The organism is Ruegeria sp. CDSA034 (assembly GCF_059612275.1).
The window spans coordinates 25,997-52,163 of record NZ_JBXWQH010000003.1 but is presented as its reverse complement, the minus strand read 5'-3'; the positions used below and the strand labels follow the sequence as shown (position 1 = coordinate 52,163).

Below are 26,167 nucleotides of genomic sequence, written 5' to 3'. Positions count from 1 at the left end.
ACCCATACCCATGAGGACAGCACGATGAAGGCTATTTCGACCGTACTGTGTTTGCTGGCCCTTCCCGCGCTGGCGCAAGAACCGCTGCCGGGCTGGGCCGTTCACTTCACCGACAAAAGCCATGATGCTTTGGTCGCGGATACGAAGGCCGCTGTCAAAGAAAATGGTCTGATTGTTGTAACGCAGGCCGGGCCCACCAAGGCGGCGGCGGCCCGTGGCATCATTATTCCCGGAAACTTGGTAATCGGTGCCTTTAACAACGACTACGCGGTGCGGGTTCTGGAAACCTCGGTCGACGCAATGATCGAAGCGCCCATCCGGTTCTACGTGACCGAGAATGCGGATGGCACGGCGACTTTGTCCTACAAAACCCCAAGCCACGTCTTTGCCCCCTATGCCAAGCAAGGCGGTGAGCCACTGCAAGAAATTGCGGCGGAACTGGATGAAAAGTTTCAGGCAGTGGCGGAATCCGCAGTCAATTAGTCACACTGCCGTGAACCTGCTTGCGTCCGGACGCGTCCTCCGCAATCTGCAATGACGTATTATTTCGGAGCATAACTAATGCAGGACCTTTCGCCCCGCGCTGCGGACCTTTTGGCCCAAAGACTTTACGAGGCCGGATGCCGCCATGCCTTTGGTATGCCCGGTGGCGAGGTTCTGACGTTGGTGGATGCGCTGGAACAGGCGGGGATCACCTTTCACCTGACCAAGCACGAAAACGCCGCCGGATTCATGGCCGAAGCCGTGCATCACCGCGACGGCGCGCCTGCCATTCTGGTGGCGACGCTTGGCCCCGGTGCGATGAACGGGATCAACGTGGTCGCGAACGCTTTGCAGGACCGGGTGCCGATGATCGTGCTGACCGGTTGCGTCGATGCGGATGAAGCGCTGACCTATACCCATCAGGTTATGGATCACGCACAGGTCTATCGCTCGATCACCAAAGGAACCTTTAAACTGACGGCACAGGGCGCGGATATCGTGGCAGACAAGGCCGTATCGCTGGCCAACCAGCCGCGCCCCGGACCCGTGCATATCGATATTCCGATCTCGGTTGCGGATATGTGCGTATCCAGCGTCAAGAAGCGGCGACTGGTCAAGGCTGCCGCCGTCGCGCCCGAGGGCAATTGCCTTGAGAAAGCGCGCCGTTGGGTGGCTGACGCGGAACGTCCCATTGCGATTGTGGGGCTGGACGTGCTGTATGACGGATCGCGCAATGTTGTGCAGGCGTTTCTGGAACATTTCGGCATCCCCTTTGTAACCACCTACAAAGCCAAGGGAGTTGTGCCCGAAGATCACCCCCTTTGCCTTGGCGGGGCCGGATTGTCACCGCTGGCCGACAAACACCTTTTGCCGCTGGTTGAACAGGCCGATCTGGTCTTGTGCCTTGGCTACGACCCGATCGAGATGCGCCCCGGCTGGCGCGAGGTCTGGGACCCTGAAGAAAAGCGAGTCATCGACATCTCGGCTGTGGTCAATGACCACTATATGCATCAGGCCAGCCTGAATATGGTCGCCGATACGGGTGCCACGTTGGAGGCCATGGCAAAGGGCAACCCTGCCCGCGAAACGTGGCCGGACGGCGAACCCACACGGGTCAAAACCGCGCTGGCTGAGGCGTTCCCGACCGATGAGGAATGGGGCCCCGCCGCTGTCATCGCCGAAACCCGTGCAACCCTGCCTGCCGAAACACTGGCTACAGCCGACAGTGGCGCGCATCGTATCTTGCTGAGTCAGATGTGGGATTGTTCCGAGGAACGCGGACTGATCCAGTCCTCGGCGCTGTGTACCATGGGCTGCGCCGTGCCAATGGCGATTGGCCTGAAACTGGCCGAACCAAACCGCCCGGTTATCAGTTTTTCGGGCGACGCCGGGTTCCTGATGGTCGCCGGAGAGCTGTCGACTGCCGCCGAAATGGGCGGAAACCCGATCTTTCTTGTCTTTGTCGATGCCAGCCTTGCGCTGATCGAGCTGAAACAGCGCCAGCGCCAGATGGGCAACAGGGGCGTGGATTTCGACCATCACGACTTTGCAGCCATGGGCCGGGCGTTTGGCGGTAAAGGTCACACCGTTCGCAACCGCGAGGAACTGCGCAATGCCCTGAATGAGGCGATGAAAGCCAACTCATTCACCGTGATTGCCGCAGAAATTGACCGTGGGGGCTATGATGGCCGGATCTGAAGGACCGCTGAAGGGCGTCAAAATCCTGGACCTCAGTCGCATTTTGGCCGGACCGACCTGCACGCAGTTGCTGGGCGATCTGGGGGCCAGCGTGATCAAGATCGAAAACCCCGCGACCGGCGGGGATGACACCCGCCAATGGGGCCCTCCTTACGTCGAAGATGCGCAAGGCAACCGGTCCGATCTAAGCGCTTATTTCATGTCGGCCAACCGCAACAAGAAATCCGTGGCTATCGACATCACCACGACCGAGGGGCAATCTGAAATCAAACGGTTGGCCTCGCATGCGGACATTCTGATCGAGAACTTCAAACCCGGCGGATTGGCGAAATACGGTCTGGACTACGCCACGTTGTCGCAAGACTTTCCCAGCCTCGTCTATTGCTCGATATCGGGTTACGGCCAGACCGGGCCAAATGCGTCCAAGCCGGGTTATGACCTGATGGCACAGGGGTACGGCGGGATCATGTCGCTGACAGGCGAACCCGATGGCGCGCCGATGAAGGTGGGCGTGGGCATCGCCGATGTGATGTGCGGAATGTACGCAAGTGTCGGCATTCTGGCGGCCCTGCGCCACCGCGATCAGACCGGCGAAGGCCAGCAGATTGATCTGGCGCTGGTAGATGCGCAGATCGCGTGGCTGATCAACGAAGGTGCGAACTATCTGACCTCAGGCACCGTACCGCAACGGCGCGGTAACGGGCATCCGAACATCGTACCCTATGACGTTTATGACACCGCCGATGGCCACGTCATTCTGGCCGTCGGAAATGACAGTCAGTTCCGCCGGTTCTGCGAATTCATCGATCACCCCGATCTGGCGGATGATCCGCGTTTCGCCACCAACCCAGCTAGGCTGGAAAATCGTGACGCGTTAAACGCCGTGCTGCGTCCGGTGGTGAAGACCCATGCTTCAGAGACCATGATTGAGCAGCTCGAAGCCCGCAAGGTTCCGGTTGGTCCAGTACAGACTTTGGATCAGGTTTTTTCAACCGATCAGGTCGAAGCCCGCCAGATGCAGATCGCGATGCAGGCCGCACCGGGTGATGTTCAACTGATCGGGAATCCGCTGAAACTGTCGCGCACACCTGTAACATATCGGGCTGCTCCGCCCGTCTTTGGGGCCGATACGCAGGCCGTTTTGCGCGCTGAACACCCCTTTGGCGATTGAAACACTCTGCCCATTTCGGCGGCATGTTGCTGAAACATGCCATTGAATCGGCGGTTTTTTTCAATTTTTGCCCACACGGCATTTCACCAATTCGAGAGCAGGGCCGATACTGATACGACCCACCCAGAGTCTCTGCTACATCAGGTGATGTAGATATTCTCGATTGGATCGGAACATGAACATGAAGCAAGACGTTTTCGGACAGATGAACACCCTCAGCCACCCGGCAAGTGCCGAGGCCTGGGATGGTGTTCTGCTTGGGTTCATGGCCCATGCCGCCGTGACGCCGCAGCATCTTGGCAAAGTTCTGGAGCTTGAACCCGATTTTGCCCTGGGTCACGCAATCAAAGGCTTGTTCATGGTCCTGCTGGGCCGTCGCGAGATGATGCCGGTCGCCGTCGAAGCGATGGCAGCCGCCAACAGTGCCATGGAACGCCAGCCGGTCTCAGCGCGCGAGCGACTGTATGTCGAAGCGCTGGGTCTGTATCTGGCTGACCTGCCCACGCAAGCCATTCAAAAATTCGAAGAGATTCTGCGCGACCACCCACAAGACTCGCTGGCAATGAAACTCAGCCACGCGACGCGATTTGTACTTGGCGACGCGGAAGGCATGCGCCGGTCGATCGAGCGGGTTCTGCCGGCGTACGAACCCGATCATGCAGGTCGTGGGTATTTGCTGGGCTGTCATTCCTTTGCGTTGGAAGAAACCGGTGCCTACGAAAAGGCCGAAATCGCAGGTCGGCAGGCGCTGTGGATGGTGTCGGACGATGCCTGGGGTCTGCACGCCGTTGCACACGTGCATGAGATGACGGGCAACGCGCAGCTGGGCCTTGATTGGTTGGCAGGACGCGAAGAGGCTTGGACCCACTGCAACAACTTCCGCTATCACGTCTGGTGGCACAAGGCGCTGATGCATCTGGATCTGGGTCAGGTGGATCAGGTGATGGAGCTGTATGACAACTACATCCGTCAGGACAAAACCGACGACTACCGCGATATCTCGAACGCCACGTCCCTGCTGTCACGGCTTGAGCTTGAGGGCGTCAACGTGGGCAACCGCTGGGAAGAACTGGCGGATCTCAGTGCGGCGCGCACCGAAGACGGCTGTCTGATTTTTGCCGATCTTCACTACCTTCTTGCTCTGACTGGCGACAACCGGACAGAGGCGACAGGCAAAATGTTGCAGCGTATTCAAAAAGATGCGCAGCGCAATCAGGGGGACACCCCGATCCGCATGTCCGATCCGGGCATTGCGGCCGCCAAGGGGCTTGAAGCCTTTGGCGAAGGCCTTTACGGCGACGCCTTCGACTTTTTATCGAACGCCCGAGCAGGTATGCAACTGGCAGGTGGAAGCCACGCCCAACGTGATGTATTCGAGCGCATCACAATTGATTCCGGCCTGCGCGCCGGCCGTCTGGATGCTGTCGAGCGCATCCTGGATGACCGTCGCGCCAAAAGAGCCGGGGGCGAAGACAATTACGCTCTTGCGCGCCGCACATTGATCGATGCGGCACGCGACAACGGAGACGCACAAAGCGTCCCGGCTGAATAACAAAAACTAAGACCAAGAAGGACAGAATACGTATGGCGACAGTTTCGCCCGCTTCTGATTTTGCGCCAGTGGCTGCCTCTGCGGCGGCCCCTGCCCGCACGCGCGACCCGCGCCTGGATTTCTATCGCGGCATCGCGATGTTCATCATCCTGATCGCACATATCCCGAACGATCCATGGGCCAAGTGGATTCCCGCGCGGTTTGGATTCTCGGACGCGACCGAGATTTTTGTGTTCTGCTCGGGCATGGCGTCGGCGATTGCCTTTGGCGGAGCGTTCCTGCGCAAGGGGTGGTGGATTGGAACGGCCCGCGTGTCGTTCCGTATCTGGCAGGTCTACTGGGCGCATATTTGCCTGTTCTTCTTTGTCGCCATGTCAATGGCGGCGCTGGATCAATCAGGGCTGTTCGAAAAGACCTACGTTTCGTCTTTGAACCTGCAGCACTTCTTCAACGATCCTGCGCCTCAGATCGTGGGTTTGTTCACGCTGACCTATGTTCCGAACTATTTCGACATCCTGCCGATGTATCTGGTGGTTCTGGCAATGATGCCCATGTTTATGGGCCTCTACCGGTTCGGTTTCTGGGCCGTCGCTGGGACATCCGTCGCGATCTGGCTGGTCGCACAGACCGACATTCTGGACCTCCCAGCCGAACCGTGGTCTGAGCGGCAGTGGTTCTTCAACCCCTTTGGCTGGCAACTGCTGTTCTTTACTGGTTTCGCCTTCATGCGCGGCTGGATACCTGCCCCCCCGGTATCGAAAACCTTGATCTGGGCGGCAGCACTGTTCCTGATCTTCTCGATGCCCTTTGGTTCGTGGAAGGTATTCACATGGATCAACGCAGCGGCCCCCGATCTGGCTGACGAAATCCGCAAGGTCTGGCCCGTGACGAAAGAGTTCCGCGACAAAACCGATTTTGGCCTGTTCCGCTATCTGCATTTCCTGTCACTCGCCTATCTGGGCTGGGTTGTCGCCGGGGAACATGGGCATCGCCTGATTGCAACCGGTCAGGGTACCGCGGCCAAAGTCTGGCAATTCCTGCTGACCGTCATCGCCAAAGTTGGGCAACAATCATTGGCAGTGTTCGTATTTTCGATGGCTGCAGCACGACTTATCGGCGTCGGTCTGGACCTGAGTGGGCGGGATGTTGCCAGTGTTTTCGTCGCCAACATGATTGGCTTTGCGATGATCATCGGCGTGGCATACATGGCCGCTTGGTTTAAGTCACAACCTTGGAAGTCTAAGAAATGAATTTTACACGTCGCGCATTTCTGATCTCAACTTCGGCGCTTGCATTCGCGCCAGCAACTTTTGCCACGGGCGGTGAGGTCCCATTTGACCGCAATGTCGTCATTGAGATGGCCCGAGATCTGGCCAGCCGACCTTATGCGGAACGCGAGATGGTGCCGCAGGAATGGCAGGATCTGACGTACCAGCAATACCGCTCGATCCGGTTCCGGCTGGACCGCGCGCTTTGGTATGAAACGGAAACGCCTTTCAACGTCGATTTTTTCACACCAGGCCTGTACTTCCCGCGCACTGTTAAAGTTGAAACCGTTGAAAATGGAATGGCTACTCCGGTCGCGTTTGATCTGGAGATGTTCGACAAATCCGAGGACGTCCCGGAACTGCCAATCGACGACACGCTGGGCTTCTCCGGCCTGCGATTGCGCACCGAAATGCACCGTCCCGGCAAGACCGATGAGTTCTGCGTCTGGCAAGGAGCCAGCTATTTCCGCGCCATTGGCTTGCATGAGGTCTATGGCCTCTCCGCCCGTGGTCTGGCCCTGAAAACCGGCGACCCGGGTGGAGAGGAATTCCCCGAATTCATCCGATTTTGGCTGGAACGCCCAAAACCCGGCCAGCGCGACATGGTCGTCCATGCGCTGATGGACAGCCCCAGCGTGACCGGTGCGTATCGGTTCAATGTCACCGCCGGTGCGGACTGTGTGATGGATATCGAAGCCACGCTGTTCCCACGCGAAGAGCTGACGCATGTGGGTATCGCCCCCGGCACGTCGATGTTCCTGTTCGATCAGACCAACCACAGCCGGTTCGACGACTTCCGCCCTGCCGTACACGACAGCGATGGTCTGTTGGTGCGCAACGGTGCTGGAGAGGTTCTGTGGCGGCCATTGGCGAACCCAACCCGCCTGCAGATTTCGTCGTTCGTCGACACCAACCCGCGCGGCTTTGGCCTGTTGCAGCGCAAGCGTGAATTCTCGGATTACGCGGATCTTGAGGCGAATTACCACAAGCGCCCCAGCCTGTGGGTCGAACCCGGTGCGGATTGGGGCAAAGGTGCCGTCACGCTGGTTGAAATTCCGGCTGATCAGGAAATCTACGATAACATCGTTGCCTACTGGCGCCCTGCCGAACCCTATACGGCTGGCAGCCAGGTCGACCTGTCCTATCGCCTGATCTGGGGGGATGAGCCCCAGCGCACACCGATGGCGCGCGTGATCAACACCGCGATGGGCGACAACACGTTTGGTGAAGGGCGTCTGGCCGTCATCGATTTTGAAGAAAGCGAGCTGTTCAACGACCCAGAGGCGATGACCATTTTCGTAGACTCGCCGCATGCCGAAACATCCGAAGGTGTGCTGCAACGCAACCCCGACACAGGCGGTTTGCGGCTGGCGTTTTCGTTCGAGCCCGGCGACCGCGACCATGTCGAATTGCGCGCGCAGTTGCTGAAAGACAAACAGCCAGCCTCTGAGGTCTGGCTATACCGTTGGACCTCATGACCAGAGATCTTCATATCATGCCGCCCGAGACGCCTCTGGCCATGCCCGCGCAGGATTTCAGCGCAGGGTTTCGGGATGCACAGGTTCCTGATGCCAAACGTCCCTCGGCCGGGTTCTGGCGTGCGCTGGCGTTTTCGCCCGCAATGGCGGCGACGCTGGGACTGTTATGGGTGATGACGGACTGGTTCGACGCCGAAGGCATCAACCTGATCGAGGCCATCCTTCTGGCACTGATTTCATTCAACTTCTTCTGGATCTCCTTCACGGTCTGCACTGTGTTGCTGGGCATGGTCTCCCTGTCCCGGCAGGAGCGTCCCGTACGTCAGGGTCGCGCCCAGCCGTTGCGTGTCGCCCTTTTGATGCCGGTCTATAACGAGGTTCCCTGGAACGTGCTGGGCAATGCCCGGACCATGCTTGAAGATTTGCAGGCGCGCGGTGGGCAGCATCACTATGCCATGTTCATCCTCTCGGACACGCGCGACCCCGAGATCGCCGCACAGGAGCAAGCCAGTGTCGAGGCGCTGCGCACCACCCTCGCCCCCGGGCTGGAACTGTATTACCGCCGTCGCGAACAAAACACCGACCGCAAGGTTGGCAACATCGCCGACTGGGTCAGCCGCTGGGGTGCCGAGTGGGATGCGATGCTGGTTTTGGACGCAGACAGTCTGATGACCGGTCGCGCCATCGCCCGATTGACCGACGCGCTGGCGCGCGATCCGGGCGCAGGATTGATTCAGAGCTATCCTCAGCTGATCGGTGCGCAATCGGTCTTTGCGCGGATGCAGCAATTCGCCAATGGCGTCTATGGGATTGCTTTTGCCGAAGGGCTTGCACGCTGGTGCGGGCAGGAAGGCAACTATTGGGGTCATAACGCCATTATCCGCACCCAAGCATTCGCCAATTGCGCGGGTTTGCCGAAACTGCGGGCATTGAACGGTCAGGAAAAACTGATCATGAGCCATGACTTCGTCGAGGCCGGTCTGTTGCGTCGGGCCGGTTGGGGTGTGCGGTTCCTGCCCCGCATTCGCGGGTCCTATGAAGAAACGCCGCCGACACTAATTGATCACGCCCTGCGCGATCGGCGCTGGTGTCAGGGCAATTTGCAGCACCTGAAACTGTTGGGCTCAGCCGGGTTCCAGTCGGTGTCACGGTTCCACATGTTCCACGGCGCAGTCGGATATCTGATGTCGCCGCTTTGGTTTGCGCTGCTGGTGATGTGGGCGCTGATCGGTCAGGGTGAGGATGCCTCGGTCCTGCATTATTTCAGCCCAGACAATCCACTGTTCCCGCAATGGCCTGAGATGACGGAAACCCGCCATGTGCTGATCATTCTGGTCATGTATGCGATGCTGCTTGCGCCAAAGGTCTTGGGTGTTCTGGCCCTGCCACTCAGCGGAGTGCGCTATGCCGAATTCGGTGGCGGGCGCAAGTTCCTGACCTCATTCCTGGCCGAGGTTGTTCTGTCGATCCTCTACGCCCCCATTCTGATGGTGCAACAGATGATCGCCGTCATTCGCACCACCTTTGGTATCCAAAAGGGTTGGTCCCCACAGGCGCGGGATGGCGGCAGCTATGGTCTGCGCACGCTGATCCTTTGCCACACGGTCGAAACGATCAGCGGCGCGGCCCTTAGCGTGGGCATCCTGTCCGGTCTTGTATCAGTCTGGTTGGCCCCGATTGCGATCAGCCTTGCCTTTGCGATTCCTTTGTCCGCGCTCAGTGGCGTATCGGCCGGAGCAGCCCGCCGTATGGTTGGCATGAAAGAGGACTATAACGAGCCCGCAATCACACGCTCGGCCCGTCGCTACAGGGATGAGCTGAAGAAAGTGATCGAGGGTAAGGGCGTGATGACTCCGGCCGAGTGATCACCCACCCGGCAAACCTTCGTACCAATCGATAATCATATCAGCCCAGCCTTTGGGCACCATGTGACCACCGGGAAACAGCGCAAACTCCAGCGCGCTGCCGTCGTCACATCCGCTCCAATATCGGCGCATGAAAGAGCCGGTGGTCGAGAACCCGCTGGGCTTTGTATCAATACAGCCATTAGCGATGCGCCAAATTTCGAGCCCGGCAAAGATATCGCCCTGATGAAACCGGCCACCGCCCAGCAATCGCCCTTCCAAAGGCACCACGTTGTCCGTCCAGCCATGGGTGTGGAACATCCGAACCGGGCCATCGCACGCCTCAGGGTCCGGGCGCCAGAACCCGCCTGAGACAGGCGCATAGGCCGAGAACGTATTGGGCGCGGCGCAGGCGAGGTAGTAAACCATGAAAGCACCAGCCGAAAACCCACCTAGGACAACCCGGTCGGTATCAACGCCAAACCGATCCGCAGCATCCTGAACCGCCTCGGTCAAAAAGGCGGTTTCATCGCGACCTTCCCAACCCGGAAAGAAGTTCCAGCTTTGCCGCCCGTTGCGCTCCGACCCTTCTGGCGCCATCACCGCATACCCGCGCGCCAGCAGCGGTTCCACCATGCCACGGTTTTTCAAAGTACCGGTGGCGGTGCCACCATAGCCGTGCAGAAACACCACCAGTGGCGGATTCTCATCCTCGGGCAATTCGATATGGTATCCGCCTGAGGCGGTTTCGCACATACCCTCCAGATCGGCACAGGCGGCCAGCCCCGACTGCCCGACCAGCGCCAAACCCGTTGCCAGTGTTAATTCCCGGATCATACTGCACTCCTGTCGTAGTCGCGAACCGGCAATCCGGCGCGTACCCATCCCGGCCCAGCGGCCGACCCCAACATGCCTTCGGGCACATCAATAATATTCGTAAATCCTGCCTCGGTCAGCCGGTTGCTCAACCGCGCCGAACGCACGCCCCGCGCACAGATCAACGCAATTGCCGCGCCCTTGTCACCTTTGACGAGCTGCGTCAGAGCGGGAATGAAATCGTCACGGCGCATGTCCAAACATTTCGCGCCCTCTCCGATCCCGGTGGACTGCCACTCTTTCGGGGTGCGAATGTCCAGCAACAACACGTCCCCGGCCACGGCCTGCGTATGTGCATCCTGCACGCTAAGTTGCCGTCCCGAATAGTCAGGCGGAATAAGCCGGTATTCGCGTATCGCAAATCCCCCCGCCACTGCGGCACAGCCTCCAATCAAGATCCACCTGCGGGATCGGTTTAAGTTTCGGGCCACGTCGCACCCTCCTGACCTGACTCCGGGTTTCTATCACAGCGCAGATTTGGAATCCGCGCCGAATTTATCCTGGCAGTTCAAGTTCACGTCATTTTTGCAGGCAAAAGCCGCAGCCTCGCTGTGTTGGCGCGCGGCAAATGAGTTGTATTAGCTGGACAGTAAGAAAATTATCCTTACAAAATCAGTACTACTTGACCGCCCAGAACGGAGTATCGCACTTGTCCCTATTCCTCATTGCGGCCCTTCCTTTTCTCGGCGCTGTTTTTCCAGCTCTTCTGATCAGGGCAGGACGAAATGCAGCTGCTTCTGCTGCTGGGTTGACCACATTTCTGGCGCTGATGGGTCTGTTGATCCACATCCCGTCTGTGATGCGAGGCGACGTTGTAACTGCGCGGTTCGAGTGGATACCTGCCCTTGGGTTGAACGCGAATTTCATGCTGGATGGGTTGGGTTTCCTGTTTGCTCTGCTGATCCTTGGGATCGGGTTGCTGATCATCCTGTACGCACGGTTCTACCTGTCGCGCGAGGACCCGATGGGGCAGTTCTACACCTATCTTCTGCTGTTTCAGGGCGCGATGGTCGGGATTGTTCTGTCCGACAACATACTGCTTTTGCTTATCTTTTGGGAACTCACATCGCTTAGCTCCTTCCTGTTGATCGGATATTGGAAACACCTGCCCGAAGGACGTCAAGGTGCGCGGATGGCGCTTGCAGTGACCGGCTCTGGCGGGTTGGCGATGATCGCCGGGATGCTGATCCTGGGCAATATCGTCGGGTCTTATGACCTAAGCGTAATTTTGCAAAACAAAGAGCTGATCCAGGCGTCGCCATATTACCTGCCCGCGTTGATCCTGATCCTGCTGGGTTGCTTTACCAAGTCGGCGCAATTCCCATTCCATTTCTGGCTGCCCCACGCCATGGCGGCCCCGACACCGGTTTCGGCCTATCTGCACTCGGCCACCATGGTGAAGGCCGGGTTGTTCCTGATGGCACGCATGTGGCCCGTTTTGGCCGGCACCGACGCTTGGTTCTACATTGTTGCCACAACTGGACTTATCACCATGCTGATGGGCGCGGTGATCGCTCTGTTCAAGGATGACCTCAAGGCCCTTCTGGCGTTTTCGACCGTGTCGCATCTGGGGTTGGTCACCATGTTGCTAGGCTTTGGCACAAAGATCGCCGCCGTAGCCGCGATATTTCACATCATCAACCACGCCACGTTCAAGGCTGCGCTGTTCATGACCGCAGGGATCGTGGATCACGAAACCGGTACGCGGGATATCAAACGTCTGGGTGGTCTGCGTCATCTGATGCCGATCACCTTTACGATTGGCACAATCGCTGCGCTGTCGATGGCGGGCATACCGCCCCTGAACGGGTTCCTGTCCAAGGAAATGATGCTGGAAGAGACCGTTCACACCACATGGCTGCACTCTCATTATCTTGTGCCGGGTCTGGCATTGTTGGCGGCGCTGTTTTCAGCGGCCTATTCCTTCCGGTTTGTCAGCCACGTGTTCCTGGGCCCGGAGCGGCATGATTACCCGGCCCATCCGCATGATCCACCCGTCGGTCTATGGTTGGCGCCTGCCTTCCTTGTCGTGCTGGTGGTACTGATCGGGCTGAACTCTGCCGCCATCGTGGGCCCATTGGTCGCTGTTGTGTCCAGCGCGGTCATTGGCGGTGAGAAGCTGCCGTATTATTCGCTGAAATTGTGGCACGGCTTTACGCCTGCCCTCTATATGTCCGTGGTCGCGACACTGGGCGGTTTGTTCCTGCTAAGCTTGCATCGGCATGAAGAGAAAATCTGGAATGCTTTGCCGCGTCCCGAGGCCAAGGTGATCTTTGACACTGTGATTGGCGTGCTGACAAAACTCAGTCGGTTGATCACCGATACTTTGCATAACGGCGTCCTCAGCCGTTACGCGATCGTTATGATCGGTTTCACCCTCGCGCTGGGTTATTATGCCTATACAACCGGCACGATTGGACTCGAAACGCGGGAGGCGCTGCCCATTCAGATTATTCCGCTTATCGGATGGATCTGCCTTGTCGGTGCAACGCTGGCGATTATGTGGTTCCACCGCAATCGCCTGTTGTCGCTGGTGCTGATTGGTGTTGTCGGCCTGATCGTTTCGATGGCCTTCAACTATCTGTCCGCCCCGGATCTGGCGCTGACGCAGATCTCGGTCGAAGTGGTCACCATGATCCTGCTGCTGCTGTCGCTGAACTTCCTGCCCACGGATACGCCGTGGGACAGCAGCGCTGCGCGCCGCTGGCGCGACGCGGCTATTTCAGTCGTGGCGGGCATTGGTTCGGGCGCGCTGATCTATGCGCTGCTGCTGCGGGATTTTGCCTTTCCGACGATTTCAGAATTCCATCTGGCGAATTCGTACAAAGGTGGTGGCGGCACCAATGTGGTCAACGTCATCCTCGTGGACTTCAGGGGCTTTGATACCTTTGGCGAAATCATCGTTCTGGGCATTGCCGCGCTTATCATCTTTGCCCTGACCGAGGCCGTTCTGGGCACCAATGTCCGCAGCTATCTGCTGAACAGGAAACCGCATTGGCCACAGTCGGGGGACTCGCATCCGTTGATGATGGTGGTCGTGACCCGAATGATGATGCCCATCGCGCTGATGGTCGGGGCTTACATCTTTTTCCGGGGCCACAATCAGCCGGGCGGAGGCTTCATCGCGGGCCTTGTCGTCGCAATCGCCTTCCTGATGCAATACATGGCAAGCGGCTATACTTGGGCCATCGAACGCCAAAGGTTCTACTACCATGGTTCCATTGGCTGGGGCGTGCTGATTGCCGCCGCTACGGGTCTGGGTGCGTGGTTTAACGATCGTCCGTTCCTGACCAGCGATTTTGGCTATATTCACTGGCCACCGCTGGAAGAGTTCGAATGGGCCACCGCCATCCTGTTCGACACCGGCGTCTTCCTGGCTGTTCTGGGGGCGGTGATGCTGGCGCTGGACAGCCTGTCCCGATTTGCGTGGCAACCGGGTATGGCGCAGGAATTCCCGATGGATATCAACCCATTGCGGGATAATCCGCCGCAAGAAGAAGAAAACAAGGAGCAGGTCTGATGGAAGCGCTCGTAGCCTCTGCCGTTGGCGTCATGACTGCTGCCGGGATATTCCTGATCCTGCGCCGCCGGACCTTCCCTGTCATTCTGGGTCTGTCTCTGCTGACTTACGCCGTGAACGTGTTCCTGTTCGCAACGGGCCGATTGGCTTTGGACGCGCCTGCCGTTTTGAACAAATACAAAGAGGTGCCCTATACCGATCCGCTGCCGCAGGCTTTGGTGCTGACGGCCATCGTGATCTCGTTCGGAATGACCGCTGTGATCGTGATGATCGCGCTCAGCGCCTACCTGTCCTCGAAGGATGACCATATCGACATGAACGCCAATGACAGCGTCGACGCGCCGGGAGAAGACGCATGAACCATTGGATCGTTGCGCCAATCGTCCTGCCCGCGATCCTGGCCCCGTTCATCATCATGGTCCTGCGCTTTCACCTGGACCTGCAGCGCATCTTTTCGGTTGCCGGTGTGGTGGCCCTAATTGGTATTGCCCTGACCATCACCGCACAGGCCGCGGGTGGCGACATTCAGGTCTATGAACTGGGCAACTGGCCTGCGCCCTTTGGCATCGTTCTGGTGTTGGACCGGCTATCGGCCATGATGGTGCTTCTGACTGCACTGTTGGCTTTGCCGATCGTGCTTTATGCTATCGCCTCAGGCTGGGACGACCGGGGCAAACATTTTCACGCCCTGTTCCACTTTCAACTGATGGGTGTCTGTGGCGCATTCCTGACCGGTGATGCCTTTAACCTGTTCGTGTTCTTCGAAGTTCTGTTGATCGCGTCCTATGGCCTGATGACGCATGGGGGCGGTGCAGTACGGCTGAAAGCCGGGGTGCAATATGTGGCCTATAACCTGCTGGGGTCCACCCTGTTCCTGTTTGCTTTAGGCACGCTTTATGCTGTGACCGGAACGTTGAACATGGCCGACTTGGCCGTGCGGGTGGCCGAATTGCCTGCAGATGACACCGCCCTGCTGCGGGTTGGTGCGGTTTTGCTGCTGCTGGTGTTTTGCATCAAAGCCGCTGTGTTGCCACTGCACTTCTGGCTACCGGCGAGCTACGCCAGTGCACCCATGCCCGTGGCCGCCCTGTTTGCGATCATGACCAAGGTCGGCGCCTACTCGATCCTGCGGATGTACACGCTGGGCTTCGGCCCAGAGGTTGAGGCTACGCAGGGCCTTGTTGGCGCTTGGTTACAACCCGCCGCTTTGGTGACGCTGGCCGTTGGTGCCATCGGCATACTGGGCACACAGCATATTGCGCGTATGGTGGCGTTCTGTGCCATCACCTCGATGGGAACGTTGCTGATTGCGATCTCGCTGTTCACGGAAACGGCCACAGCGGCGGCACTGTATTACGTGTATCATTCCACCTTGGCCACTGCGCTTATGTTCCTGGTTGCCGATCTGGTGATGGAGCGCCGGGGCGGCGCGATTGCTCCAACTGCACCAATGCCGCAAACGGGTCTGATATCGGCTCTGTTCTTTGTGGGTGCCATTGCACTGGCGGGTATGCCGCCGCTATCGGGTTTTGTCGGCAAGCTGCTGGTGCTGGACGCCGCACGGGACGCACCGGATGCAAACGCCATCTGGGCCGTAATCCTGATCGGTTCCTTCGTGACTATTGTTGGCCTTGCCCGAGCGGGCTCGTTGATCTTCTGGAAAAGCCATGATGCCCAGCACAACACGGAAATGGACCCTGAAAACGAAGAAGAAACCCCGCCCGCGCCTGCGCCCGAGCCCAACCCCGGGCTGGCTTTCACCGCCGTATGCGCAATGGCGATCGGCCTAGTGCTGCTGACCCTGTTTGCGGGACCTGCGCTGGAGTATACCAATAAAACGGCCGAGCAATTGTTCACACCTGAGAACTACATCGCAGCCGTATTGGGAGGCGACACATGATCAGACTTCTGCACCGAATATTTCCGCACCCGCATCTGACGTTTCTGCTGACCATCGTGTGGGTCCTGCTGGCCAATAACTTGACGCTGAATTCGCTGGTTTTTGGCCTGATCCTGGGCATCATCATTCCCTTCATCACTCAGCCCTACTGGCCTGATCGCCCAAAGCTGCGCAACTGGCCCATGGTCGTTGAATACATCCTGGTTGTGCTTTGGGACATCGTGATCGCGAACATCACCGTTGCCCGGATTATCCTGTTTAAACGCGACGCAGATCGTCAGCCGGCCTGGATCTCGATCCCGCTGGAATTGCGCACACCTGAAGCTATCACAGTGCTGGCGGGTACGATCACCATGACCCCCGGAACCGTCAGCAGCGATCTGTCCGCACAGGGGCATAACCTGCTGGTGCATTGTCTAGATGCCCCCGATCCTGATGCAGTGCGCGACCAGATCAAAAGCCGCTATGAGCGTCGCCTGAAGGAGATTTTCGAATGATCGACATTGCAATCGCCTTTGCATTCGCCTGCTTTGGCGCGGCCATCATGATGTGCCTTTGGCGGATCATCACCGCGGACGGCGTCGGCACCCGCGTTCTGGCTCTGGATACGATGGTCATCAACACGATCGCGCTGTTGATCCTCTATGGTCTGACTCTGGGAACCGAAGTGTTCTTCGAATCCGCCATGATCATCGCCATGCTGGGCTTTGTCTCAACGGTTGCCTACGCGCGCTTCATGCTGCGTGGCAATATCATCGAGTGAGGGTGGTATGAGTTTCACCATAGAACTTCTGATCGCCTTCTTCCTAGTTGTTTCAGGTATCTTCGGCTTTGTCGGGTCCTACGGCATGATCAAGCTGAAAGATCCTATGTCGCGCCTGCACGCACCCACTAAGGCGACGACCCTGGGCGTGGGTGGCGTGTTGCTGGCATCGATCTGCCACTCGGTTCTGATCGAACAGCACCTGTCACTGCACGAGCTTCTGATCACACTGTTCTTGTTCCTGACGGCGCCGATCACGGCCCTGTTCATTGCCAAATGGCACATTCACCGCCATGAAAAACCCAGCGATCTGCCAGATGCGGGCGAGGATGAACTTTGGGCCACGCACGCGGTTGAGCAAGTCGAAGACGTCCCTGATCACAGCAAGTCCTGAGTTTGATGCACCACCCACCGCTGCCCTTAACCCGCGATCTGGTTCTAATTGGCGGGGGCCACACCCATGCTTTGTTGCTGCGCAAGTGGGGCATGAACCCCCTGCCCGGCGCGCGGGTGACGGTGATCAACCCCGGTCCCACGGCGCCATATTCGGGGATGCTGCCGGGCTTTGTCGCCGGGCACTACGCACGTCAGGACCTGAACATAGATCTGGTCAAACTAGCCCGCTTTGCCGGCGCGCGGATCATTCTGGGCGCGGTTTCCGGCATCGACCCAGACCGGCGCGAGGTTCATGTGCCAGACCGTCCTCCGGTGGCGTTTGATGTAGCATCGGTCAATGTTGGAATTACATCGGACATGCCAGCCCTGCCCGGCTTTGACCAGCATGCCGTTCCCGCCAAACCGCTGGGTCCGTTTGCTGCCAGATGGGCAGAGTACTTGGAAGGATCAGGTGATGCTACGGTCGCGGTGATTGGCGGTGGGGTCGCCGGGGCTGAGCTTATCATGGCTATGGCCTTTGCCTTGCGCACCAAGGGGCGCACCGCGCACCTGACCCTGATTGACAACGCACGTGCCCTGACGGCGACCCATCCCAAGTCCGCGCAGACCATTCGCAAAGCGATGGCTGATCTGGGTATCGAAGTGGTCGAACAGGCATCTGTTTCGCACATCGCTCAGGATCACGTCGCGCTAGAGGATGGCCGCCAAATCCCGGCCAGCTTTGTGACCGGCGCAGCCGGTGCAAAACCGTATGACTGGATCGCGAATACAGGGCTGGACCTTCAGGACGGCTTCATCCGCGTCGACGGGCACCTGCAGTCCAGCGACCCCGCCATTTTTGCGGCGGGTGACTGCGTACATCTGAGCGAAAATCCCCGCCCCAAAGCAGGTGTCTATGCAGTCCGCGAGGCCCCCGTTTTGTTCCAAAACCTAAGGGCCGCCTTAGGGTCAGATGCCATGCGGCGGTATGAGCCGCAAAAAGATTACCTCAAGCTGATTTCATTAGGCGGCAAGTCTGCATTGGGAGAACGGCTTGGGACTTCGTTCAGCGGGCCGTTGATGTGGAAATGGAAAAACCACATCGATCAAAGCTTTATGGACAAGTTTCGCAACCTGCCGCAGATGAAGCCTCCGTCCTTGCCGCGCCATCACGCGGCCGGTTTGACTGAAGCCTTGGGCGACAAACCCATGTGCGGGGGCTGCGGTGCCAAGGTCGGGCGCGGCGCGTTGCAATCCGCGCTTGCCGATCTGCCAGCCCCAGTTCGTGCGGATGTGACACCACTGCCCGGCGATGATGCTGCCCTGTTACAGACCGGGGGTGCCCGGCAGGTCATGACCTCGGACCATCTGCGCGGCTTCGTGGACGATCCCGCTTTGATGACACGCATTGCAGCGGTTCACGCCCTTGGGGATATCTGGGCCATGGGGGCCCGCCCACAGGCCGCCACGGCGACGATCATCCTGCCCCGCATGTCGCCAACCCTTCAGCGTCGCACCATGGCCGAGATCATGGCCACGGCCAGCGACGTCATCCGTGACGCCGGGGCCGAGATTGTCGGCGGCCACAGCTCGATGGGTGACGAGATGACGATCGGGTTCACCCTGACCGGTCTGTGCGACGCCGACCCGATCACACTGTCCGGCGCGACACCCGGTGATGCCTTGATCCTGACCAAACCATTGGGCAGTGGCGTTCTGATGGCAGCAGAGATGGCGGGCGCAGCAAAAGGCGAATGGGTTGCGGCGGCCCTTGCACATATGGTGCAGCCACAAGGCAGGGCTTCGGAAATATTGGCAGGCGCACATGCGATGACCGATGTAACGGGATTTGGTCTGGCAGGGCACCTGCTGGGCATGACCGAGGCCTCGGGTTGTGGTGCCACCCTGGATTTGGAGGCAGTTCCGGTAATGGATGGCGCGCTGGAACTGGCCGCGCAGGGCATCCGGTCAACCTTATTCGAAGACAATCGCGCGATTACGCCCGAATTACCGACGGGCGGCAAAGCGGACCTGCTGTATGATCCTCAGACAGCCGGAGGCTTGCTGGCCGCGGTACCAGCAGATCAAGAGCAGATTATCTGCGAAGCTTTGCGCGAAGCGGGATATCCTGCCGTAATCATTGGGCACATGACCGATGCACCGGGGCTTCGGGTTCAAACCTGATCCAGGATGGCTTCGATCTGCGCTGCTGTTGCAGACAAGCCAGCATGATCCAGCGCCGAAGCATGGATTTTCGCGATAACGTCTGAACTGCGCACTCGGGCAGATTTGGCATATGCAGGATCATAGTGCTGCTCGATCAACGCCTGAGTCAGTGCGCGTTTGTCACCAGCGTCAATCATGTCCAGCCAACCGTCCACCACGTCATGCCCGCGGTGAAACCGCAGCGGGGAAAGGCGGTCGCGCAGGCGGTCAGAGTCCGACAGAACGTCATCATAGGCGGATACCAAGTAGTCCGAACGCGTCTGAACGGAGGCTGTTATCTGGATGCGAGGGGCTTGGCGCAAGGCTGCCCACAGCGTCGGCGGCAGGATCAGAGACCCGATTTTGGACGACTCCGCCTCGACCACCACCGGGCGCGACATGTCCAGACGACATAGCACAGCGGACAGGGCAGACTCGAACGCCTTTTGGCTGGGTTGTCCACCGGGCATATCACCCAGCAAGGACCCACGGTGGTTGGCCAGCCCCTCTAGATCCAGAACCTGAACGCCGCGAGCCGCAAGATGCACTAATAGTTCGGTCTTCGCCGTGCCGGTATATCCGTCCAGCGCGATCAGGTGATGCGGCAGCGGGTCATCATAGAGATACCGTTTCACCAACCGGCGATAGGTGCGATAGCCACCCTCGACCACTTCGGCCCGCCAGCCGATCTGTTGTAGCATCCATGTGAACGAGCCCGATCTTTGCCCGCCGCGCCAGCAGTAGACTAACGGTCGCCATCCTCCCTCATTATGGGACAGGCTGTTCTCGATGTGATTGGCCGCATTCCGAAACACCAGCGCGGCCCCCAGTTTACGGGCCAGAAACGGGCTTTCCTGAACATAGATCGTGCCGACGCGGGCGCGTTCCTCGTTGTCCAAAACGGGAAGGCTGATTGCACCGGGAAGGTGGTCTTCGTCAAATTCCGCCGGGCTGCGCACGTCGATCACCGTGTCAAATTCATGCGCAAATAGATCGGGCAAACTGTCGAATTTCAGAACCATGTCAGAGGTCTATCCCGCAAAGCCGTGAATGAAAAGGCAGGGCTAGGTTTCGATCGGTTCAATCAATTCCGGCCCGCTGGCGCGGTTCGAATTCACGGTCGGGCTGACGCGGTGATAGCTGAGGACATCTTCGTCCCCCGGCTGCATCAGACGCGCGGCCCCCTTTCCGGCCTCCCCCAGCCACAGCGGCCAGTCATCGGGTTCCAGAATCAAAGGCATGCGATGATGGATCGCGCTGAGGTGACGGTTGGCCGGCGTCGTGACGATGGCGCAGGTGCCCTGCCGCGCATCTTCAGGCCCCCAATCCTGCCAAACACCGGCAAAGGCAATCGGTGCGTTGTCTTGACGGAAGATGTACCATGGCAACCTGTCGCCTTGTTCCGTCTTGGTCCATTCATAGAACCCCGTCGCGGCGATCAGGCAGCGGCGTTCGCGGCATGCAGCGCGAAAGGCGGGCTTTTCGGCAAGCGTTTCCGCCCGCGCGTTGATCAACAGAGGTCCTGCGTTTTCGCCCTTGTACCAATGGGGCAAAAACCCCCAGCGCAGCGGATCAAGCGTGCGCCCGTTTTCGCCCGCGCGCACCACATGCACCTGATTGGTCGGGCAGACGTTGAAATTCGGCACCGCTGGCAAAGTGTTAGCCGGGCGGGCCGAAAAAAGCTGCGCCATTGCATCGTTGGGAAGTGTTACGGCAAACCGTCCGCACATAGGCCTTGTCCCTTTTTCAGAAATTGTAGGTTAATGTCGCCCGCGCCGATACCGAGTGGAACACCATCAAGCCGTTTCTGACCATAAGACTGAAAAGGCCGCGTCAAACGCGGCCTTTTGGTTTGTTTATCGAAACAGATTTACTTCTGCTTGATCCGCCCATCCAGATAAGGCGTGTAGGGCGCGTTTTCGGCAAGATATTCTGCCGTTACATCGGCCAGATCGGGGCCAAAGTCATAGGCGTTTTTGTCGTCACCCGAGAACATCTTGTAGCCGTCACCGCCATTGCGGACGTAGTTGTTGGTGACCACCAGATAAGTCGCGGCCGGATCGATGGGAACAAACCCGTCTCCGTCGGCAACCATGACCTCAGCGATACGCCCTTCGTTCGGCGCAACGGCCGGGTCCCAGGTGAAGGTCAGGCCAGCAACCTGCGGAAAGCGGCCTTTGACCTCTTCCACCTGGCTGACGCCGTTTTCCAGCGCATCGATGACGCCCTGGCCGCTGATCTCGAAGGTCGACAGCGTGTTCTGGAACGGCAGCACGGTCAGCACTTCGCCCATGGTCACGTCGCCCGGATCGATCGAAGCCCGCAGACCGCCCGAGTTGGCAATCGCAATCTTAACGCCCTGATCCGCGACGCGTGCCAACATTGCGTCGGCCACAAGGTTGCCCATCTGGCATTCCTGAACACGGCAAATAGCGCGGTCGCCTTCGATGGCATCGGCAGAGTTTGCAACCACTTTGTTGCGGATTTCATCCAATGGCACGGCCAGCTCGGCAATACGATCCAAAGCGGCCTGATCCTCGGTGACTGTGTTGTCCATGATCAGCGGCTCGCCAGCAGCCTCGACCACGTTGCCGTCATCGTCAAAGGTCACATTCAGCTCACCCAGAAATTTGCCGTAGGCATAGGCCTGAACGATCTGCACGCCGTTTACCACGGTCGGGTACGGGCCGGCGGCCTTGTCCGAGGTGTTCGACAGGTATGTGTTCGAGTGGCCACCTACGATCACGTCAACTCCGGTGGTTTCCTGCGCAACGCGCTGATCCACACCGTAGCCCGAGTGGCTGAGAATGATGATCTTGTTGACGCCTTCACCGGTCAGCTTATCCACCTCAGCCTGAACCGCAGGCACCGGGTCCGAGAACGAGATATTCGGACCGGGCGAGGCAAGCTCATCAGTGTCGATAGGTGTCAGGCCGATCAGGCCGATCTTTTCGCCGCCAACTTCGATTACGGTCGATTTCTTGATCTTGTCGGTCAGCAACTCTTCGTCCGCAACATCCGCATTGGACATTAGAACCGGGAAATCGACCGAGTCGATAAAGCCGCGCAGAACCTCGGGGCCGTCGTCGAATTCGTGGTTACCCACCGTCATCGCGTTGTAGCCCAGCTTGTTCATGAACTCGGCCGCGACCTTGCCCTTGTAATAAGTATAGAACAGCGATCCCTGAAACTGGTCTCCGCCATCAACCAGAATCGAGTTTTCGGCACGGCCACGTGCCTCCTCGACTGCAGTGACCAAGCGCGCGGAACCGCCAAAGCACTTGCCTTCGGCATTGTCTTCATCACCGCAACCGCTGTCGTATTTGTTGATCGGCTCAAAACGCGAGTGGAAATCGTTGGTGTGCAGAATCGTCAGTTTGTACTCGGCAAATGCCATGCCTGCGGTCAGGCTGAGCACCGCAGCAGATGTCAAAAGACGGGTGAGCATAGTTTAACTCCCTATTGTTAATTGCGGAGATGTTGCGACGCGCAACGCCGAGAGTCAAAGGGGGAAATCCGGCTTGATTCTACCCGTGGCCCGGTGCATCACGACCGCATGCTGATTTACAAAATTTTTCGGGCCGATGAATGGGCCACGTTACAGGCACAAGGCGCATCAGACGGGGCGCCGATTGATGTCTCTGACGGATATGTTCATTTCTCGACTGCCAAGCAGGCGGCAGAAACAGCCGCCAAACATTTTGCCGGGGTCGAAGGGCTGACCCTGCTGGCGTGTGACGCCGATGTGATGGGCGACGACCTGAAATGGGAGGTTTCGCGCGGTGGCGCGCTTTTCCCCCATCTTTATCGGCAGATCAAAATGACCGATGTTGTCTGGTCGCGCGCCCTGCCCTTTGATGGAACCGCTCACCAGTTTCCCAAGGATATGGAATGACCAATTTTGTCGATCCGGACCGCGCCCAGTTTGAGGCCTTCAAGGACCTTGATCGGGACCACCCGATCGAGATGCTGAACTTGGTGAAGTTCCGCGACGCTGCTGAGTATCCCGCAGGGCACAAACTCGTGGATGCCGGGCTGACCGGCGCGCAGGCTTACGGCAAGTACGGCTCGGAAACCGCTCCGATCATAGCGCGCCTTGGCGCTTCGATCCTGTGGCGCGGCGTGTTTCAGACGACACTGATCGGCCCGCAAAACGAAAACTGGGACGCAGTATTCATCGCCCGCTATCCCACAGCGCACGCGTTTCTGGAAATGGTGACGGACCCGGTTTACCAAATGGCTGTGGTGCACCGCCAAGCCGCCGTCGAAACCTCGCGCCTTATACGATGCGCCCCTACCATTGGCGGAGAGGCATTCGGATGAAACTGACTGAAAAACTGGGGCTGGCAGCCCTGCAACGCATGGATCCTGAGACAGCTCACGGATTATCGATCAAGGCGCTAAAGGCCGGATTGGCCCCCGCGCCGGGTCCAGTGACCTCCAATCGGTTGCGCACCGAAGTGGCGGGATTGGACCTGCCGAATCCCGTTGGCCTGGCCGCAGGATTCGACAAGAATGGTGAGGTTCTTGCGCCTTTGTCCCGCGCAGGGTTCGGGTTTATCGAGGTCGGTGCCGTGACCCCGCGCCCGCAGCCCGGCAACCCGAAACCACGCCTGTTCCGCCTGACCCAGGACATGGCCGCCATCAACCGGTTCGGGTTCAACAACGAAGGCATGGAGGTCATGGCCCGCCGTCTGGCTGACCGCCCAAAGGACGCGGTGATTGGCCTGAACCTGGGTGCCAACAAAGACAGCGACGACCGCCCCGGCGATTTTGCCAAGGTCCTGGCCCATTGCGCCGCGCATCTGGATTTTGCCACGGTCAACGTCTCATCCCCGAATACGGAAAAACTGCGTGATCTTCAGGGCAAGGCGGCCCTGAGTGCGTTGCTAAGCGGCGTGATTGAGACGCGCAACGCACTGCCCCGCCCCTTGCCAATCTTCCTGAAGATTGCTCCGGATCTGACCGAAGGCGAATTGCAAGACATTGCCGATGTGGCCCGCGAAACCGGCGTGGATGCGGTGATTGCCACCAACACAACCCTGTCACGCGATGGTCTGCGCAGTGCCCATAAGGGTGAAGCAGGCGGTCTGTCCGGCGCACCGTTATTCCAGAAATCGACCCGCGTTCTAGCACGTCTTAGCCAGTTGACCGACGGGCAAATCCCGTTGATGGGCGTTGGCGGGATCGGGACGGCAAAGCAGGCTTATGCCAAGATCTGCGCCGGGGCTTCGGCTGTGCAGTTCTATACGGCCATGGTCTATGGCGGCATTTCACTAGCCGCAGAAATAGCCCAAGGTCTGGATGAACTGCTGGCGCAAGACGGGTTCGCTTCGGTCGCAGAGGCCGTTGGCAGCAAAAGAGAGGACTGGCTGTGATTGAATATTGGCATAACCCGCGCTGTTCAAAATCTCGCACAGGTCTGGCGTTGCTGGAAGAAAAAGGTGCGACCGTCAAGGTTCGCAAATATCTGGCGGATGCGCCGTCGGCTGATGAGCTGCGCGCGGTGTTGTCCCAATTGGGAATTTCGGCCATCGAGATGATGCGGACAGGCGAAAAGCGGTTCAAGGAACTGGGCCTGTCAAAAACGACACCCGAGGACGAGCTGATCCAGGCTATGGCGGAAAACCCCATCCTGATCGAGCGTCCTCTGGCCATTGCCGGCGACAAGGCCGCGATTGGTCGTCCGCCCGAAAACCTGCTGTCGCTGCTTTAAGCGATCTGCGCTTCCAGCTTAGGGTAACGCCATCCCAACGTGACCCCGCGCACGATGTTCAGGACCATCAGCGCGGCCCAAAGCCCATGATTACCGAACGTCGGCACCAGCAGGAACAGGGCCACCACATAGATCGCGACGGACTGGATCATCGCCTGCCGCATGGCGCGGGTCCAGGTCGCCCCGATATAGATACCGTCGAACATCCAGCTGGCTACGCCGATCATCGGCGCAAGGGCCGCCCAGAGCAGAAACTCGCGCGCGGCAACCCGTACTTCGGGTGAGGTTGACATCAGATCAATCAGGGATGGTCCGGTCAGAAAAAACACAAGACCCAGGGCAAACGCACCTCCGACGCCCCATTGCGAGGCCATGATCGACGCGCGCCGTACCTGGGCCCGATCACGCGCGCCGACCGCACTGCCCACCAGCGCCTCGGCAGAGAAGGCGAAACCGTCCAAGGCAAAAGCCGTGATCTCAAGAAATTGCAGCAGCACCTGATTTGCCGCCAGATTGACGTCCCCCAGATCGGAACCAACAAACAAAAAAGTGGTAAATGCGCCGGTCAAAAGCACCGAACGCACCATTATGTCGCCGTTCACCTGCATCATTCGGCGCAGACGCGCTGGGTCAAAGATCCTGGGCCAGTCGCGCCACTGATTTCCAGCGAAAGCGTCGTGGCACAACCAGAGACCAAGCGCCAACCCGGTCCATTCGGCGATCAGCGTCGCGATGGCGACACCTTCGACGCCCCAGCCAAGGCCAAGAACAAACCAGAGATCCAGAACGATGTTCAGCCCGTTCATCCAGATCTGCAAAACAAACACACCCTTGGTGCGCTCTACCGCGATCAGCCAGCCCGTGACGGCAAAAAGCGCAATCGTTGCCGGGGCACCCCAGATACGGATCTCCAGATAGGCGCGGGTCAGAGATTCAACCTCGGGACTGGCTGGAGACAGGGCGAACGCCCCCCAGAACAACCAGACTTGTGTCAGGATAAAGAACAAACCTGCCGCGCCGCCCAACAATAGCCCGCGCATCAGCAAGGCTCCGGTTTCCGCCGTGTCCCCTGCACCACGTGCCTGGGCAGCAAGACCGGTTGTCCCCATACGCAAGAACCCGAACACCCAGTAGATGGTCGCTAGAATAACGGCTCCCATGCCGACCGCACCGATTGGGGCCGCCTGACCCAACTGCCCCACGACACCAGTATCCACCGCCCCCAGAATTGGCACCGTCGCATTGGACAATACGATCGGCGCTGCAATCCGGAGCACCCGCTTATGCGTAATGGGTGCCGAAGCGTCCTGCATAGCTT

Annotated in this window: 24 protein-coding genes; 18 read left to right on the top strand and 6 right to left on the bottom strand. The window is 58.9% G+C overall.

Annotation, left to right across the window (positions count from 1 at the left end):
* Positions 1–24: 24 nt before the first annotated feature.
* From AC2FLJ_RS07005 to mdoH, 7 genes are all read left to right on the top strand, one after another.
* Complete coding sequence (locus AC2FLJ_RS07005) at positions 25–483, top strand: DUF302 domain-containing protein (RefSeq protein ID WP_496705010.1); 459 nt, start codon at positions 25–27, stop codon at positions 481–483.
* Positions 484–561: 78 nt separating this feature from the next.
* Positions 562–2,181, top strand: a complete 1,620-nt coding sequence (locus AC2FLJ_RS07000; protein WP_496705009.1) for a thiamine pyrophosphate-binding protein — start codon at positions 562–564, stop codon at positions 2,179–2,181.
* Complete coding sequence (locus tag AC2FLJ_RS06995) at positions 2,168–3,352, top strand: CaiB/BaiF CoA transferase family protein (RefSeq protein ID WP_496705007.1); 1,185 nt, start codon at positions 2,168–2,170, stop codon at positions 3,350–3,352. The genes AC2FLJ_RS07000 and AC2FLJ_RS06995 overlap by 14 nt, the downstream gene beginning before the upstream one ends.
* 181 nt (positions 3,353–3,533) lie before the next feature.
* Positions 3,534–4,904, top strand: coding sequence for a tetratricopeptide repeat protein (locus AC2FLJ_RS06990; protein WP_496705005.1), 1,371 nt, complete (start codon positions 3,534–3,536; stop codon positions 4,902–4,904).
* 32 nt (positions 4,905–4,936) lie between these two features.
* Entirely contained in the window at positions 4,937–6,154 is a 1,218-nt protein-coding gene (locus tag AC2FLJ_RS06985) for an OpgC family protein (protein WP_496705003.1), read from the top strand.
* Positions 6,151–7,650, top strand: coding sequence for an OpgD/OpgG family glucan biosynthesis protein (locus AC2FLJ_RS06980; protein ID WP_496705001.1), 1,500 nt, complete (start codon positions 6,151–6,153; stop codon positions 7,648–7,650). The genes AC2FLJ_RS06985 and AC2FLJ_RS06980 overlap by 4 nt, the downstream gene beginning before the upstream one ends.
* On the top strand, positions 7,647–9,515 hold the full coding sequence (mdoH, locus tag AC2FLJ_RS06975) for a glucans biosynthesis glucosyltransferase MdoH (RefSeq protein WP_496704999.1): 1,869 nt from the start codon (positions 7,647–7,649) through the stop codon (positions 9,513–9,515). The genes AC2FLJ_RS06980 and mdoH overlap by 4 nt, the downstream gene beginning before the upstream one ends.
* On the opposite strand, the gene AC2FLJ_RS06970 is transcribed toward mdoH, so the two are convergent.
* Entirely contained in the window at positions 9,516–10,331 is an 816-nt protein-coding gene (locus tag AC2FLJ_RS06970; protein WP_496704997.1) for a CE1 family esterase, read from the bottom strand.
* Complete coding sequence (locus AC2FLJ_RS06965; RefSeq protein WP_496704996.1) at positions 10,328–10,744, bottom strand: rhodanese-like domain-containing protein; 417 nt, start codon at positions 10,742–10,744, stop codon at positions 10,328–10,330. The genes AC2FLJ_RS06970 and AC2FLJ_RS06965 overlap by 4 nt, the downstream gene beginning before the upstream one ends.
* Positions 10,745–11,019: 275 nt before the next feature.
* Here AC2FLJ_RS06965 and AC2FLJ_RS06960 point away from each other — a divergent pair, with 275 nt between their 5' ends.
* Genes AC2FLJ_RS06960 through selD form a run of 7 tightly spaced genes read left to right on the top strand, consistent with a single transcriptional unit; the run spans position 11,020 to position 19,112 of the window.
* The gene (locus AC2FLJ_RS06960) at positions 11,020–13,890 is read left to right on the top strand and encodes a monovalent cation/H+ antiporter subunit A (protein ID WP_496704994.1); all 2,871 of its coding nucleotides are present in this window, start codon (positions 11,020–11,022) and stop codon (positions 13,888–13,890) included.
* Positions 13,890–14,249, top strand: coding sequence for a Na+/H+ antiporter subunit C (locus tag AC2FLJ_RS06955; protein WP_058274194.1), 360 nt, complete (start codon positions 13,890–13,892; stop codon positions 14,247–14,249). Before AC2FLJ_RS06960 ends, AC2FLJ_RS06955 begins: the two co-directional genes overlap by 1 nt.
* The gene (locus AC2FLJ_RS06950; RefSeq protein ID WP_496697040.1) at positions 14,246–15,790 is read left to right on the top strand and encodes a monovalent cation/H+ antiporter subunit D; all 1,545 of its coding nucleotides are present in this window, start codon (positions 14,246–14,248) and stop codon (positions 15,788–15,790) included. Before AC2FLJ_RS06955 ends, AC2FLJ_RS06950 begins: the two co-directional genes overlap by 4 nt.
* Positions 15,787–16,287, top strand: a complete 501-nt coding sequence (locus AC2FLJ_RS06945; protein ID WP_370247519.1) for a Na+/H+ antiporter subunit E — start codon at positions 15,787–15,789, stop codon at positions 16,285–16,287. The genes AC2FLJ_RS06950 and AC2FLJ_RS06945 overlap by 4 nt, the downstream gene beginning before the upstream one ends.
* Complete coding sequence (locus AC2FLJ_RS06940) at positions 16,284–16,553, top strand: K+/H+ antiporter subunit F (RefSeq protein WP_058274196.1); 270 nt, start codon at positions 16,284–16,286, stop codon at positions 16,551–16,553. Before AC2FLJ_RS06945 ends, AC2FLJ_RS06940 begins: the two co-directional genes overlap by 4 nt.
* A gap of 7 nt (positions 16,554–16,560) precedes the next feature.
* Positions 16,561–16,947: a Na+/H+ antiporter subunit G gene (locus AC2FLJ_RS06935; protein WP_496697043.1), complete on the top strand. Its 387-nt coding sequence runs from the start codon at positions 16,561–16,563 to the stop codon at positions 16,945–16,947.
* 5 nt (positions 16,948–16,952) lie between these two features.
* Positions 16,953–19,112, top strand: a complete 2,160-nt coding sequence (selD, locus tag AC2FLJ_RS06930) for a selenide, water dikinase SelD (protein WP_496704991.1) — start codon at positions 16,953–16,955, stop codon at positions 19,110–19,112.
* On the opposite strand, the gene mnmH is transcribed toward selD, so the two are convergent.
* The 3 genes from mnmH to AC2FLJ_RS06915 form a co-directional block, all read right to left on the bottom strand.
* Positions 19,103–20,155: a tRNA 2-selenouridine(34) synthase MnmH gene (gene mnmH, locus AC2FLJ_RS06925; RefSeq protein ID WP_496704990.1), complete on the bottom strand. Its 1,053-nt coding sequence runs from the start codon at positions 20,153–20,155 to the stop codon at positions 19,103–19,105. The genes selD and mnmH overlap by 10 nt on opposite strands.
* 42 nt (positions 20,156–20,197) lie before the next feature.
* A complete protein-coding gene (locus tag AC2FLJ_RS06920; protein ID WP_496697049.1) occupies positions 20,198–20,863 on the bottom strand; it encodes an SOS response-associated peptidase in 666 nt (221 codons plus the stop codon).
* Between the two features lie 140 nt (positions 20,864–21,003).
* Positions 21,004–22,581 carry a bifunctional metallophosphatase/5'-nucleotidase gene (locus AC2FLJ_RS06915; RefSeq protein WP_496704987.1) on the bottom strand — a complete coding sequence of 526 codons (1,578 nt, stop codon included), beginning with the start codon at positions 22,579–22,581 and terminating at the stop codon, positions 21,004–21,006.
* A 108-nt stretch (positions 22,582–22,689) separates the two neighbouring features.
* On the opposite strand from AC2FLJ_RS06915, the gene AC2FLJ_RS06910 reads away from it, so the two are divergent.
* From AC2FLJ_RS06910 to arsC, 4 genes are read left to right on the top strand one after another with little or no spacing between them, the layout of a single operon-like run.
* Positions 22,690–23,028 (top strand): DUF952 domain-containing protein, encoded by a 339-nt coding sequence (locus tag AC2FLJ_RS06910; protein WP_496697053.1) that lies wholly within the window; start codon positions 22,690–22,692, stop codon positions 23,026–23,028.
* Positions 23,025–23,456, top strand: a complete 432-nt coding sequence (locus tag AC2FLJ_RS06905) for a DUF1330 domain-containing protein (protein ID WP_496704985.1) — start codon at positions 23,025–23,027, stop codon at positions 23,454–23,456. The genes AC2FLJ_RS06910 and AC2FLJ_RS06905 overlap by 4 nt, the downstream gene beginning before the upstream one ends.
* Positions 23,453–24,511 carry a quinone-dependent dihydroorotate dehydrogenase gene (locus AC2FLJ_RS06900; RefSeq protein WP_496697056.1) on the top strand — a complete coding sequence of 353 codons (1,059 nt, stop codon included), beginning with the start codon at positions 23,453–23,455 and terminating at the stop codon, positions 24,509–24,511. The genes AC2FLJ_RS06905 and AC2FLJ_RS06900 overlap by 4 nt, the downstream gene beginning before the upstream one ends.
* A complete protein-coding gene (gene arsC / locus AC2FLJ_RS06895) occupies positions 24,508–24,849 on the top strand; it encodes an arsenate reductase (glutaredoxin) (RefSeq protein ID WP_496697058.1) in 342 nt (113 codons plus the stop codon). The genes AC2FLJ_RS06900 and arsC overlap by 4 nt, the downstream gene beginning before the upstream one ends.
* Here arsC and AC2FLJ_RS06890 read toward each other — a convergent pair.
* Entirely contained in the window at positions 24,846–26,162 is a 1,317-nt protein-coding gene (locus AC2FLJ_RS06890; RefSeq protein ID WP_496697060.1) for an MATE family efflux transporter, read from the bottom strand. The two genes, arsC and AC2FLJ_RS06890, sit on opposite strands and share 4 nt — an antisense overlap.
* Positions 26,163–26,167: the final 5 nt, after the last annotated feature.